13 protein-coding genes are annotated in these 12792 nt (G+C 72.3%); 8 read left to right on the top strand and 5 right to left on the bottom strand.

Features of this window, described 5'->3' with window-relative positions:
• Positions 1-45 precede the first annotated feature (45 nt).
• Positions 46-1062, top strand: a complete 1017-nt coding sequence (locus tag ACTG9Q_RS18200; RefSeq protein WP_455573981.1) for a permease — start codon at positions 46-48, stop codon at positions 1060-1062.
• Entirely contained in the window at positions 1059-1964 is a 906-nt protein-coding gene (locus ACTG9Q_RS18195) for a TIGR03943 family putative permease subunit (RefSeq protein ID WP_455573980.1), read from the top strand. Before ACTG9Q_RS18200 ends, ACTG9Q_RS18195 begins: the two co-directional genes overlap by 4 nt.
• Here ACTG9Q_RS18195 and ACTG9Q_RS18190 read toward each other — a convergent pair whose 3' ends face one another.
• The 3 genes from ACTG9Q_RS18190 to ACTG9Q_RS18180 all read right to left on the bottom strand — a co-directional run bounded on the left by ACTG9Q_RS18190 (position 1965) and on the right by ACTG9Q_RS18180 (position 3248).
• Positions 1965-2375, bottom strand: coding sequence for a Fur family transcriptional regulator (locus ACTG9Q_RS18190; RefSeq protein ID WP_455573979.1), 411 nt, complete (start codon positions 2373-2375; stop codon positions 1965-1967).
• The gene (locus ACTG9Q_RS18185; protein ID WP_455573978.1) at positions 2372-2755 is read right to left on the bottom strand and encodes an ArsR/SmtB family transcription factor; all 384 of its coding nucleotides are present in this window, start codon (positions 2753-2755) and stop codon (positions 2372-2374) included. The genes ACTG9Q_RS18190 and ACTG9Q_RS18185 overlap by 4 nt, the downstream gene beginning before the upstream one ends.
• Positions 2756-2867: 112 nt before the next feature.
• Positions 2868-3248, bottom strand: a complete 381-nt coding sequence (locus tag ACTG9Q_RS18180; protein WP_455574051.1) for a DUF6703 family protein — start codon at positions 3246-3248, stop codon at positions 2868-2870.
• On the opposite strand from ACTG9Q_RS18180, the gene ACTG9Q_RS18175 reads away from it, so the two are divergent.
• Both ACTG9Q_RS18175 and ACTG9Q_RS18170 read left to right on the top strand, forming a co-directional pair.
• Complete coding sequence (locus ACTG9Q_RS18175; protein ID WP_455573977.1) at positions 3195-3566, top strand: antibiotic biosynthesis monooxygenase; 372 nt, start codon at positions 3195-3197, stop codon at positions 3564-3566. The two genes, ACTG9Q_RS18180 and ACTG9Q_RS18175, sit on opposite strands and share 54 nt — an antisense overlap.
• 136 nt (positions 3567-3702) lie before the next feature.
• On the top strand, positions 3703-5088 hold the full coding sequence (locus ACTG9Q_RS18170) for a glycine--tRNA ligase (RefSeq protein WP_455573976.1): 1386 nt from the start codon (positions 3703-3705) through the stop codon (positions 5086-5088).
• A gap of 359 nt (positions 5089-5447) precedes the next feature.
• On the opposite strand, the gene ACTG9Q_RS18165 is transcribed toward ACTG9Q_RS18170, so the two are convergent.
• Entirely contained in the window at positions 5448-6395 is a 948-nt protein-coding gene (locus tag ACTG9Q_RS18165) for a hypothetical protein (protein WP_455573975.1), read from the bottom strand.
• Between the two features lie 222 nt (positions 6396-6617).
• Between ACTG9Q_RS18165 and ACTG9Q_RS18160 the strand changes: the two genes are divergently transcribed.
• The 4 genes from ACTG9Q_RS18160 to ACTG9Q_RS18145 all read left to right on the top strand — a co-directional run bounded on the left by ACTG9Q_RS18160 (position 6618) and on the right by ACTG9Q_RS18145 (position 10345).
• A complete protein-coding gene (locus ACTG9Q_RS18160) occupies positions 6618-7202 on the top strand; it encodes a YdcF family protein (protein WP_455574050.1) in 585 nt (194 codons plus the stop codon).
• A gap of 14 nt (positions 7203-7216) precedes the next feature.
• Positions 7217-8503, top strand: a complete 1287-nt coding sequence (locus ACTG9Q_RS18155; RefSeq protein ID WP_455573974.1) for a deoxyguanosinetriphosphate triphosphohydrolase — start codon at positions 7217-7219, stop codon at positions 8501-8503.
• A gap of 85 nt (positions 8504-8588) precedes the next feature.
• Positions 8589-9674: a serpin family protein gene (locus tag ACTG9Q_RS18150; protein ID WP_455573973.1), complete on the top strand. Its 1086-nt coding sequence runs from the start codon at positions 8589-8591 to the stop codon at positions 9672-9674.
• 104 nt (positions 9675-9778) lie between these two features.
• Positions 9779-10345 (top strand): carboxymuconolactone decarboxylase family protein, encoded by a 567-nt coding sequence (locus tag ACTG9Q_RS18145; RefSeq protein ID WP_455573972.1) that lies wholly within the window; start codon positions 9779-9781, stop codon positions 10343-10345.
• Between the two features lie 157 nt (positions 10346-10502).
• Here the strand turns inward: ACTG9Q_RS18145 and ACTG9Q_RS18140 are convergent, their stop codons facing one another.
• Positions 10503-12713, bottom strand: coding sequence for a hypothetical protein (locus ACTG9Q_RS18140; protein WP_455573971.1), 2211 nt, complete (start codon positions 12711-12713; stop codon positions 10503-10505).
• Between the last annotated feature and the right edge of the window lie 79 nt (positions 12714-12792).

Below are 12792 nucleotides of genomic sequence, written 5' to 3'. Positions count from 1 at the left end.
CCGGCATCATGCGCCCGGTGACCTATCCGCGACCCGGGGGCGAGCATGACTGAGGTCCAGACAGCTCCGGCGGCGCCTCCGGAGAAACCCGCCCGGCGGATCACCTCGCTGGAGGTCCTGTGCGCGCTGCTGGTGGTGGCGCTGCTCGGGCAGGGCTGGCTGACGTCGTGGCTGGACGTCGGGGCCATCCAGACCGGCGCCACGATCTTCGTCGCGGTGTGCGTCCAGGCGCTGCCGTTCCTGGTGCTCGGCGTGCTGATCAGCGGCGCCATCGCCGCGTTCGTGCCCGCGAGCGCGCTGAACCGGATGCTGCCCAAGAAGCAGATGGCGGCCGTGCCCGTGGCGGGCATCGCCGGTGTCGCGCTGCCGACGTGCGAGTGCGCCGCGGTCCCGGTGGCCAGGCGGCTGATGCAGCAGGGCGTGCCGACCTCGGTCGCCCTGACGTTCCTGCTCGCCGCGCCCGCGGTCAACCCGGTCGTGCTGGTGGCGACGAACGTCGCGTTCCCGAACAACCCGGAGATGGTGGCCGCCCGGCTGGTCGGCTCGCTGGCCACCGCGATCTTCATGGGCTGGCTGTGGGCCCGCTTCGGCAAGTCCGAGTGGATCATCGAGCGGGCGCTGCGGCGCCTGCCGGAGCAGTCCGGGCGCAGCCGGTGGCGGACGTTCTTCGAGACCTCGCGCGCCGACCTGGTCGACGCGGGCGGCTTCCTGGTCCTCGGCGGCCTCACCGCGGCGGTCCTGAACGTGGCCATCCCGCGGGCGTGGGTGGACACCCTCGGCGAGCAGATCGTGCTCGGCGTCATCGTCATGGCGGTGCTCGCGGTCCTGCTGGCCCTGTGCAGCGAGGCCGACGCGTTCGTCGCCGCGTCGATCGCCGGGATGCCGCTGCTGCCCAAGCTGGTGTTCCTCGTCGTCGGCCCGGCCATCGACGTCAAGCTCTTCGCCCTGCAGACCGGCACGTTCGGCCGCTCCTTCGCGATGCGCTTCGCCCCCGCGACCTTCGTCGTGGCCGTGGCGTGCGCGGTCGTGTCGGGCCTGGTGTTCCTCGGAGGACTCGGATGAGGCGCGAAACCCAGAACATCCTGCTGATCCTGGCGGGCGGCGCGCTGCTGAAGATCTCCTTCACCGGCGCGTACCTGCTCTACGTCAAGCCCGCGCACCAGCCGTGGCTCATCGGCGGCGGGCTGGTCATGGTGGCCCTCGCGATCATCTCCATCGCGCGCGACCTGATCGCCCCCAGGGAAGCGGCGCCCGAGGCGGTCGCCGCCGAGCCCGTCGCCGCGGCCCACGGCGCCCCCTCGGGCGCGACCGCCGTCGCGATCGACTCCGGTGACGCGCACCCCGCGGGCAGCCACTCCACCGGCGAGCACTCCACCGGCGAGCACTCCACCGGCGAGCACTCCACCGGCGAGCACGCGGCCGGCGAGCACTCCGATGACGAGCACGAGCACAACCACTCGGCCCGCAGCGCGTGGCTGCTGCTGCTCCCGGTCCTGGCTATCTTCCTGATCGCCCCGCCCGCCCTGGGCGCGGACTCGGTCATGCGCGGCGACAACCAGGCCGCGGCCAGCCGCGCCTCCGGCACCGACGGCCGCTCCCTGTTCCCCGCGCTTCCCCAGGGCGACGTGGTCACCGTCGCCATGAGCGACTTCGCCGCCCGCGCGGCGTGGGACTCCGGGGACTCCCTCAAGGACCGCACCGTCCGGCTGACCGGCTTCATCGTCGCCCAGGGCGACACCGTCTACCTGGCACGGCTGTCCATCGCCTGCTGCGCGGCGGACGCGTTCCCGGTGAAGGTCAAGCTCGACGGGGCGGGGACGGACTCGCTGGAGAACGACATGTGGATCGAGGCCATCGGCCAGGTCCAGATGGGCACCGCCACCAAGGAGACCGACTACGTGCCGACCCTCACCGTGACCGGGCTCTCGCAGATCCCGCAGCCGGAGAACCCGTACGAGGGCTGATCAGGCGCAGCGGTTGCAGGTGCCGAAGATCTCCACGGTGTGGCTGACGTCGGAGAACCCGTTCTCCGACGCCACCCGCTCCGCCCAGCGCTCCACCGCGGGGCCCTCCACCTCCACGGTGTGCCCGCACGTGCGGCACACCAGGTGATGGTGGTGGTGGCTGGAGCAGCGGCGGTAGATGGCCTCGCCCGTGTCGGTGCGCAGGACGTCGATCTCGCCCGCGTCGGCCAGGGACTGCAAGGTGCGGTAGACCGTCGTCAGGCCGATGCCCTCGCCGCGCTTGCGGAGTTCCTCGTGCAGTTCCTGCGCGGAGCGGAAGTCGTCGAGCTGGTCGAGCAGGCGGGCGACGGCGGTGCGCTGCCGGGTCGAGCGCTTGCCGGGGACGGTGGCGGCGGAGCGGTCCTCGCTCACCGGGGGCCGTCTTCCTCGACGTGGGCGACCGCGTCGACGACGATGTGGGAGAGGTGTTCGTCGACGAGCCGGTAGACGACCTCACGGCCGTGGCGCTCGCCGTGGACGACGCCCGCGGACTTCAGCACCCGCAGGTGCTGGCTGATCAGCGGCTGCGCCACGCCCAGGGTCTCGACGAGTTCGTGCACGCAGCGCTCGGCCTCGCGCAGCTCCAGCACGATCGCGATGCGCACCGGCGCGGCCAGTGCGCGCAGCAGGTCCCCGGCGGCGGCCAGCGTGGGCGCGGGACGGCGGGTCACCCTGCGCACCACCGGGCGGTCCGGCGAGTGCTCGACCGTCCGCAGCTCGTCCGAGGCGGCGTCCGGGGTCACGGTCGACATCGTCCTCCCTCGCTGCCGACGACAGCCAGAGCCGCCGGATGAATGGTTACCGTGTTCAACATCCTAGGCGGCTCGGGCGATTCCCGTCCCGACCGCCGCGCCGGGCGGGTCCTCACAGCACGGAGAACGCGATCCCGGCGACGAGCGCCAGCACCAGCGCCCGCGCCGCGCGCTGGGAGGGCGTCAGCACCTGCCAGGTCGCGGCCAGCAGCACGCCGACCCCGGCCGCCAGCAGGCCGAGCAGCGCGGCGCCGAGCACCCCGCGCACCAGGACCCCGGCGACGAACAGGCCGGTCACCAGCAGGAACGCCACCAGTGGCGGGACACCGGCCAGCGGTCCCCTGCCCGGCAGCAGCGGCGTACGGTTTCGGGCCACGGCGCCCCTCCTCTGGTCTGGGTTACCGTTGCGCATCCTCGCACCCTCCCCGGAAGGCCCCGCGTGCTGCTCATCGCCAGGTTCACCGCCGAGGACGCCGCGCCGCTGGTGGCCGATGCCAAGCGCGCGCTGGCCCTGCTGCTGGCCCAGCCCGGCTGCCGCCGCGGGCTGTTCGTGCGCTCCACAGAGACCGCGGGCTGGGTGCTCACCGTCGAGTTCGACTCCATCGCCGCCTACCGCCGCTCGCTGTCCCCGTTCGACGTCCGCACGCACGTGATCCCGTTCCTGGCCCGCGCCGACTCCACCGAGCCCGCCGCCTACGAGATCGTCCTCGACGCGACCGCCGACGGGGTCCGCGAGCACCCCAGCCTGCTGGCCGCCGACGCCGCGACCGTCGGGCTCGGCGAGGCGGGCGGTCCGGCTGTGGCCAGGTAACCGGCCTCCCGCGAGGGGCGTTACGTTGTCCGCTGGCAGGCCGGGGCGGATGGCCGGGGCGAATCCCCCGGTCGTGTCCGCGGACCGGATGGCTACCCTTGCAGTTCTTCTTTCGTAGTTTCCCGCTGGAGGGTCAGTGGCAGCCGACCGGATCGACACCGTGGTCAGTCTCTGCAAGCGCCGAGGCTTCGTTTATCCGTGCGGGGAGATCTACGGCGGCACCCGCTCGGCGTGGGACTACGGGCCGCTGGGCGTGGAGCTCAAGGACAACATCAAGCGCCAGTGGTGGAAGAGCATGGTGCAGGGCCGCGACGACGTCGTCGGCCTCGACTCCTCGGTGATCCTGCCGCGCCAGGTGTGGGTCGCCTCGGGCCACGTCGGCGCCTTCACCGACCCGCTGGTCGAGTGCACCTCCTGCCACAAGCGCTTCCGCGCCGACACGCTGGCCGAGGAGTACTCCGCGCGCACCGGCAAGGCGGTCGAGGAGAACAACCTCACCGACGTCCCGTGCCCCAACTGCGGCACCCGCGGGCAGTACACCGAGCCGCGCGAGTTCAACATGATGCTCAAGACCCACCTCGGCCCGGTCGAGTCCGAGGAGGGCCTGCACTACCTGCGCCCGGAGACCGCGCAGGGCATCTTCGTGAACTTCCTCAACGTGCTCACCACCTCCCGGCGCAAGCCGCCGTTCGGCATCGGCCAGATCGGCAAGTCCTTCCGCAACGAGATCACCCCGGGCAACTTCATCTTCCGGACCCGCGAGTTCGAGCAGATGGAGATGGAGTTCTTCGTCGAGCCGGGCAGCGACGAGGAGTGGCACCAGTACTGGATCGACGAGCGCATGCGCTGGTACAGCGACCTGGGCATCGCCAAGGACAACCTGCGGGTCTACGAGCACCCGAAGGACAAGCTGTCCCACTACTCCAAGCGGACCGTGGACGTGGAGTACCGCTTCCAGTTCGGCGGCTCGGAGTGGGGCGAGCTGGAGGGCATCGCCAACCGCACCGACTTCGACCTGACGACGCACTCCAACCACTCCGGCGTGGACCTGTCCTACTTCGACCAGGCCACCAACTCCCGCTACCGGCCGTTCGTCATCGAGCCCGCGGCGGGTGTCGGCCGCCCCCTGATGGCGTTCCTCCTCGACGCCTACAGCGAGGACGAGGCCCCCAACGCCAAGGGCGGCGTGGACAAGCGCATCGTGCTCCGCCTGGACCGCAGGCTCGCCCCGGTCAAGGTGGCGGTGCTCCCGCTCTCCCGCAACGCCGACCTCTCCCCGAAGGCCCGCGACGTCTCCGCGGCCCTCCGCAAGCACTGGAACATCGACTTCGACGACGCGGGCGCGATCGGCCGCCGCTACCGCAGGCAGGACGAGATCGGCACCCCGTTCTGTGTGACCATCGACTTCGACACCCTCACCGACCACGCCGTCACCGTCCGCGAACGCGACACCATGTCCCAGGAGCGCGTCTCCCTGGACCGCCTGGAGTCCTACCTCGCCGCCCAGCTCATCGGCTGCTGATCGGCTGGGTGCCGTCCGCTGCCAGGTGACGCGCACGAGGACGACCGGGGACCAGGGAGCACGCCTCCCTGGTCCCCGTTGTCTGCCAGGCGCGCCTGCGGTGCGCGATCCCGCTGACTCCCAGGAACACGCCGTCTTGACCGCCTGGGGCCGTGCGTCGGCGGATCAGTCATCGCTCTCGGCCGCCTGGTCAGTGCCCGTCGCCGGTCGGAGCCTGCCTACCAGCCGGGGTGCAGGTCGGCCGTTGTCAGCGCCTCGCCTCCGGGGCGGGGCACCGGCCTGTTCAGTTGTGGTGAGGCGACCTCCTTTCTCGTTCGTGTCCCGTTCTCCACGGCCACCCGGTGGGGCCCGGCCGTGACCTACCTGTCGCCGACCACCTCCGGGCGCGGCGCGAGCGTTGCCAGGCGGTGGGCGGCCCGGAGTTCGGCGATCACCGCCGCGCTGTCCTCGCGCAGGCGGCTGGGCACCGTGTGCACCGCGACGACCCCGGCCCCCAGGTACCGGGACAGCCGGGTCGAGGTCGTGTTCTCCGGCCGCGGCTCCCAGGGCCGGTAGATGTCGGCGTCCCAGGCCAGGCCGACCTCGGGCCACCACGCGTCCACCGTCCCGAGGTACACGCTGTCGGGCCTGCTCAGCCGCACGTTCCACACCGGCTGCGGGAGCCCGGCCTCGTGGACGATCTCGCGCGCCGCGCGGGTGCTGGCCTGGCGGAACTTGCGGTCGACCTCGGCCAGCACGGACCGCAGCGTCGACGTGCCCTTCTTCGCCCCGCTCGCCAGCTCGCCGTGCAGGGCGTCCAGCGACACCCCGCCGCGCTGCACCGCCTCCGCGACCAGCACCTGGACCTCCCCGAAGGACGGGGTCCGCCTGCAGGCGTCCACAGTGGCCCGCGCGGGCGAGGCGACCGGGAACCGCCCGCGCCACAGCGGTTCGGGCAGGTGGGCGGTGCGCTCGATCACCACTGATCCGTCGTGGCGCTCGCGGCCCCTGCTGTCGACCAGCAGGTGGATCGCCCCGAGCGCCCGCACGGGAACGCCGTGCAGCCACATGGCTTCCCGACCGGTGACGACGGCGCCGGGCTCGGCCATGCCCAGCGCCGCCAGTAGTCGGTGCTCGCGGGCCGGCTTGCTGTCGTGCAGCAGGACGACCTTGTCGTCCAGCCGCCGCCACGGCCCGTCCGGGCCGCAGCGGTGCTGGATGTGCTCGTTCGTCAGGCCCAGCGCCACCAGGTCGGCCGCGCGGGCGACGCCGTGCGGGAAGAACTGGGACAGCCGGTCGACGTCGACCAGGGTTCGATTCGTTTCCATGCGTCAAGCCAATCGGCTCGGAGTGGGCGGGCGCCAGGGCTGATGTCACAGCCTGTGGACAGTTAGTTGCTCTGTGGACGGATTCGGTTCCCAACAGCCACGATGTCGTTCCCATCTGCTAACTTGCCCGGCCGACGGCCGAGCGCCCGCCTCTGGGAAGATGCTGGGGTGCCGTCCCCACTCCGCCGTTTCCTGCGCAGGTTCCTGCTGGGCGCCGTCCTGATGGGTGTGCTGGTGGTCGGCGGCACCGCGTTCCGGGTGTGGCAGGTGGCCCGCGTCGATGACCGCGACCGCGCCGACGTGGTGGTCGTCCTCGGCGCGGCGCAGTACGCGGGCAAGCCGTCGAAGGTGCTCGAAGCCCGGTTACGCCAGGCCAAGACCCTGTTCGAGCAGGACGTCGCCGAGTACGTCGTCACCGGCGGTGGCAGGCGCGCCGGCGATCAGTTCACCGAGGCCGAGGCGGGCCGCAACTGGCTGATTGCCCGCGGCGTGCCCGGCGACCGGATCATCGACGTCGGCGAGGGCAACGACACCCTGGGCACGCTCAAGGCCGTCGCCGCCGAGGTGAAGCGGCGCGGCTGGTCGACCGCGGTGATCGTCAGCGACCCGTGGCACTCCCTGCGGGCCAGGACCATGGCCGGGGACGCCGGGCTCGACGCCTGGACGTCGCCGACGCACTCGGGCCCGATCGTGCAGACCCGCGAGACCCAGGCCAAGTACATCCTCCGCGAGACCGCGGCCCTGCTCTACTACCGCGCCACGAACGCCGCCGCGGACCGGATCGCCCTCGACCAGGAAGTCGGCTGAGTACGCTTCCCGCGGTGATCCCCGGCTACACCGATCCCGACCGCGAACGGGCCCATCCCGAGCCGCCCAAGAGCGCCGACCTGCCCGACGCCTGGCCCGCCGTGCGCACCCCGTTCAGCCGCGACCGCGCCCGCGTCCTGCACTCGGCCGCGCTGCGCAGGCTGGCCGGGAAGACCCAGGTCGTCGGCCCGCACGAGGGGTCGGAGGTGCACGGCGTGCCCCGCACCCGGCTCACCCACTCCCTGGAGGTCGCCCAGATCGGGCGCGGCATCGCCGAGGAGTTGGGCTGCGACCCCGACATCGTCGACACCGCGGGCCTGGCCCACGACATCGGCCACCCGCCCTTCGGCCACAACGGCGAGCGGGCGCTCGACCAGGCCGCGCGGGCGTGCGGCGGCTTCGAGGGCAACGCCCAGACCCTGCGCATCCTGACCCGCCTCGAGCCCAAGGTCCTCGGCGAGGACGGCGCGGAGTACGGCCTCAACCTCACCCGCGCGTCGCTGGACGCGGCGACGAAGTACCCGTGGCCGCGCCGCCCGGACACGGTCAAGTTCGGCGTCTACGCCGACGACCTGCCGGTCTTCCGGTGGCTGCGCGACGGCGCCCCCGCGGACCGCCGCTGTGTCGAGGCCCAGGTCATGGACTGGTCCGATGACGTCGCCTACTCGGTGCACGACGTCGAGGACGGTGTCCGCGCGGGCCGCATCCGGGTGCGCGCGCTGGCCGACGCCCAGGAGCGCGCCGTGCTCGCCGCCCTGGCGGCCAAGCACTTCTCCGCCCACCCGGTCACCGACATCGAGGAAGCCGCGGCCGGGCTGCTCGGGCTGCCGGTCGTCGCCGACCTCGCCGACCGGGACTACGACGGCACGCTTGGCGCGCAGGTCGCGCTGAAGCGCCTCACCAGTGAGCTGGTCGGCCGGTTCGCCTCGGCCGTGGTCACCGCGACCCGACGCGCCCACGGCGACGGGCCGCTCACCCGCCACGGCGCCGATCTGGTGATCCCCGACCAGGTCCAGTGCGAGGTCGCCCTGTTCAAGGCGATGGCCCTGCACTACGTGATGAGCGACCCCGACCGGCTGGCCGCTCAGGTCGCGCAGCGGGACCTGCTCGGTGAGCTGGTCGCCGTGCTGGCCGAGCGCGCGCCCGCCGCGCTGGAACCCGCCTTCCAGCCCGCCTGGCGGGCCGCGACCGACGACGCCGGACGCCTGCGCGTCGTGATCGACCAGACAGCATCCCTGACCGACGCCCAGGCCGCCACCTGGCACCGAGCGATTGTGGATAACTCCAAACCCTGTGGATAACTCCCCGGGCGGCACCCGGCCCAGCTGGCAGACTCGGCATCGACGAGCCCAGATCGCGACCCCCACATGTCGATGGAGCCGCACCGTGTCCCACCTGGATTTCACCCTCAGCCTGCACCGCGCGCTCGCGCCCGACCCGCACGAGCAGGTCTGCTGGTCGCCGTTCTCGGTCGCCAGCGCCCTCGGCCTGCTCACCCTCGGTGCGCGCGGACCCAGCCGTGACGAGCTGACCGCCCTGCTCGGCGACCTCGACGAGCTGACCGCGGCGATCGCGGCCGCCTCCCGGCTCGGCGAGGTCGGGCCGGACGACGACGCCCCCGCGCTCGCGGTGTCCAACACGCTGTGGGCCGACGAGGCCATCACCATCCACCGGTCCTTCGCCGAGGAACTGTCCGGCTGGTCGGAGGGAACGGTGCGCAACGCGCCGTTCCGCACCGAGCCGGAGAAGGCCCGCGGCATGATCAACGACGATGTCGCCGAGACCACCCGCCAGCTGATCCCGGAACTGCTGCCCGCGGGCGTGGTCCGCGACGACACGGTGTCCGCGCTGGTCAACGCCCTCTACCTCAAGAGCGCGTGGCGCAACCCGTTCGATTCCGGCGCCACGTCGCCGCGCCCGTTCGCGGCCGTCACCGGCTCGGTCGACGTGCCGACGATGACGCTCAACGAGCGGGTCGACTACGCCGCGCGCGACGGCTGGCAGGTCGTGGGGCTGCCCGGGCTGGGCGGGGTCGAGGCCGTCGTCCTGCTGCCCGACGGCGACCTAGCCGAGGCCGAGAGCGCCCTGACCGGGCCCGCCCTCGGCGCGCTCCTGGACTCGCCGGACCCGACCCAGGTCCAGCTGTTCCTGCCGAAGCTGACCGTGACGACCCAGGCGGAGCTGACCCCCGCGCTGACCGCGCTCGGTGTGCGGACGGTGTTCACCCGCGAGGCCGACCTCGGCGGCATCAGCCCGGACTGGCTCGCCGTCCAGGCGATCCTGCACGAGTCGGTGCTCAAGGTCGACGAGCAGGGCTTCGAGGGCGCCGCGGCGACCGCGGTGATGATGCGGCTGATGTCGCTGCCGCCCGAGCCCGTCGTGGTCGCCGTCGACCGGCCCTTCCTCTTCGTCGTGCGGCACAGGGAGACGGGGGTGGTCTACTTCGTGGCGCGCGTCACCGACCCGTCCTGACCGGGCTTGTTTTGACCGGGCCTGTTTTTTTGACCGGGCCTGTCACGTCCGCGGGAGCCGCGTCGTCCTCCTGGTGAACGCCACCGAACACTGGGAGGTCAGCGATGCCCCGCATCCCCGCGGTCTCGACGAAGGACGCAGGCGTGCTGCTGCGGCTCGCCTACTGGTTCGCCCGCCGCCGTTTCGGGGCTGTCCCCGAGCCGATGGCCGTCGTCGCCCACCACCCGAAGCTGCTTATCGCCAGCGGCAGGCACGAGTTGGCGGTGGAGAAGGCGTCCACGGCGCTGCCCGCCAGCGTCCGCGAACTCGCTGTGTACCGCGTCGCCCAGCGCCTGGGCTGCTCGTGGTGCGTCGACTTCGGCGCCATGCTCCAGCGGCTGGACGGCTTGGACGTCGACCGCCTCAAGCACATCGACGCCTACGCCGAACACCCCGCCTACACCCCGGCCGAGCGCCTGGCCATCGCCTACGCCGACGCCATGACCACCGACCCGACCACCGTCACCGACACCCAGGTGGCGGAGCTGACCACCGCCTTCGGCGAGAAGGGAGTCATCGAGCTGACCTTCCAGATCGGACTGGAGAACATGCGGGCCCGCATGAACAGCGCCCTCGGCATAGTCGACCAGGGCTTCAGCACCGGCGCGGCATGCCGCGTCCCCACGCCCTGACCGCGCAGGCGAGCGACAGGCGGGGGTGGCTGACCCGCCTGCCGCTCATCCCACGCCCGACTCCCTCAGGGGCACCGCCGCCGGTCCCTGGCGACGGGTCGGGGAGTGGGCGCCGGCAGGGTGGGCGACACGGGTGCCGCCCACCCCCGGTCCCGGCCTAGACGCGGCAGGGGTTGCCCGACGGGGTGTCCGGGTTGCCCTCCACGTTCGCCTTGGCCTCGGCGATGACCAGGTCGGTCAGGAGCGTGTCGAGGACGATGGCGCGCTGGGTGATCGTGCCGCCGGAGATCGTCTGGCTGTTCAGGCGCAGCGAGCCGATGACCAGCGGGATGGTCAGCGGGGCACTGCCGACGGTCACCGCGACGCCGTTGATCCGCAGGCTCGCCACGTGCGACGAGCCGGTGAACCGCGGTTCCAGACCGTTCGGACCGTCCACACAGGTCGCTGACGCCTGCGCCTGGATGACGCCGATCTCGATGTTGACCAGCAGCGTGGACACCCTCGTGTACTCGACCCTGGCCGAGCCGCTGGACCTGTCGCCCGCTGTGGGAGGCGAGCCCGCCAGGTCGTCCGGCGTCTGGTCCGTGGACGCGGTCAGCGCGTTGGCGCGGACGGTCAGGATGCCCGCGTTGAGGTTCACGTTGGCCACGGTCTTCTGGTCGTCCACGCACGGCACGTCCGGCGGGTTGGCGCGGGCGACGATGATCCCGGCCAGGTTCAGCGCCGTGGCCTGGCAGGAGAACACCCCGGTCCGCTTGGCGGTCTTCACCCGCAGGTCCGAGAGCACCGGGCTGTCACCGGCGCTGTTGGCCCGCAGCGTCGAGCGCACCTCGATGTAGCGGCCCCGCCTGTCGAAGAGCACGCCGTTGCCGACCTCGGTGAACGGCGCCGCCGCCAGCCCCGCCTCGGTGTCGGCCGTGCGCACCTCGACGGTGATCGAGGTGCCCGCGGGCTCGGCGCCCTGCGGTTCGGTGTTCCAGGTGACGGTGCCCCACGTCTGGCCCGCGACGCCGCCGTCCTGCACCACCGACCACCGGCCGACCGGCGCGGTGACCTCACCGAGCACCGACCCGGTCATGTCCGAGTAGTTGTACGGTCCCGCGCCCGCGCCGAGGTCCACGGTCAGGTCGACCGCGCCCACGGGGAACCCGCCGCCGCCGATCGGGCCCGCGTTGGGGTCGATGCGCTGGGCGTTGTTGGTGTTGAGGTTGGTGACCCAGACCTTGCCGTTGCTGTCCACCGCGACGCCGGTCGGGCTGTTGCCGCCGGGCAGCGTGACGTTGCCGACGTAGGTGCCGTCGGTGCGCAGGTGGCCGACCGTGGTGGCGCCGAAGAGCGCGTGGGCCACCCAGACGTTCCCGGCGCTGTCCACCGCGACGCCCTGGGCGTTGGCGTTGCCGTGTGGGAACACGCCGAGCACGGTGCCGTCCGGGGCCAGCTTGGCGACCTGGTTGCCGTTGACGAAGGTGTGCCAGATCTCGCCGGTGTTCGGGTCGAGGCCGAGGCCGTAGTCGCCGTGGGAGGTGTTCAGGCAGGCCCCGGTCTGCGCGCCGGTCTCGTAGCGCAGCAGGTTGGCGCCGTAGCGGGCCGACCAGAGCGTGCCCGCGGGGTCGATCAGCCCGCCGTAGCCGCCGCAGCCGAGGTTGAACAGCGTGTTCGGGACCACGTCGCCGGTGGTGCCGTCGAGCTTCTCGTGCTGGGTGTCCGAGCCGCCGGTCCACAGGTTGTTGTCGGCGTCGACGGCGACGGTGCGGGTGTTGTTCCCGGCCACCCGGGTGTAGTTGATCAGGCACTCGTCGGCCGCGGTCTCGACGCCGCCGTCGTTGTCGACGCCCCCGGCGTTGGTCCAGCCGCGGATGTCGCCGAGGCCGCGGCTGGTGGCGATCCGCCCGTCGCCGTCGCGGTCCTCGCAGGTGTTGTAGGAGAACGGACCGGCGAGGAAGTCGCCGAGCGGGTCGGGCGCCCCCACGCCGTCCACCCTGGTCCCGCCGACGATGACGCCGACGCGGGTCACCGAGCCCTGGCCGCCGTCGGCCTCGTTGCGGTTGGACAGCCAGGTGTTGCCCAGTCTGTCCACTGTGGTCCGCGAGGGGTTGCGGCCCCGGCCGTCCGGCGCGGAGAGCCACTCGCCGACGATGACGCCGGTGTCGACGTCGATGCGGACCATCGTGCCGCGCGCGGAGGCGGCGACGTTGACGTACGGGAAGAACGTGTTGGTGCGGTCGAGCTGGAGCTGGTCGTTGTTCGGGGCGTCGTGGTTGACGTCCTCCAGGACTCCCTGGTCGAAATCCGCGTCACGGGTGTAGAGCACATCGGTGCCCGCCACCGGAGCCGCGGCGGCCGGGATGGCGACCAGCGGCAGGGCCATGGTCGAACCGGCGAGTAGCGCGAGAACCCGATGGGGTCTTCGGTATCGCTTCTGGCTACGCATGGTGTCGCGTTCCTTC

This window comes from Actinokineospora lacus (genome assembly GCF_053813445.1).
This window is presented reverse-complemented; position numbering and strand designations above follow the sequence as displayed.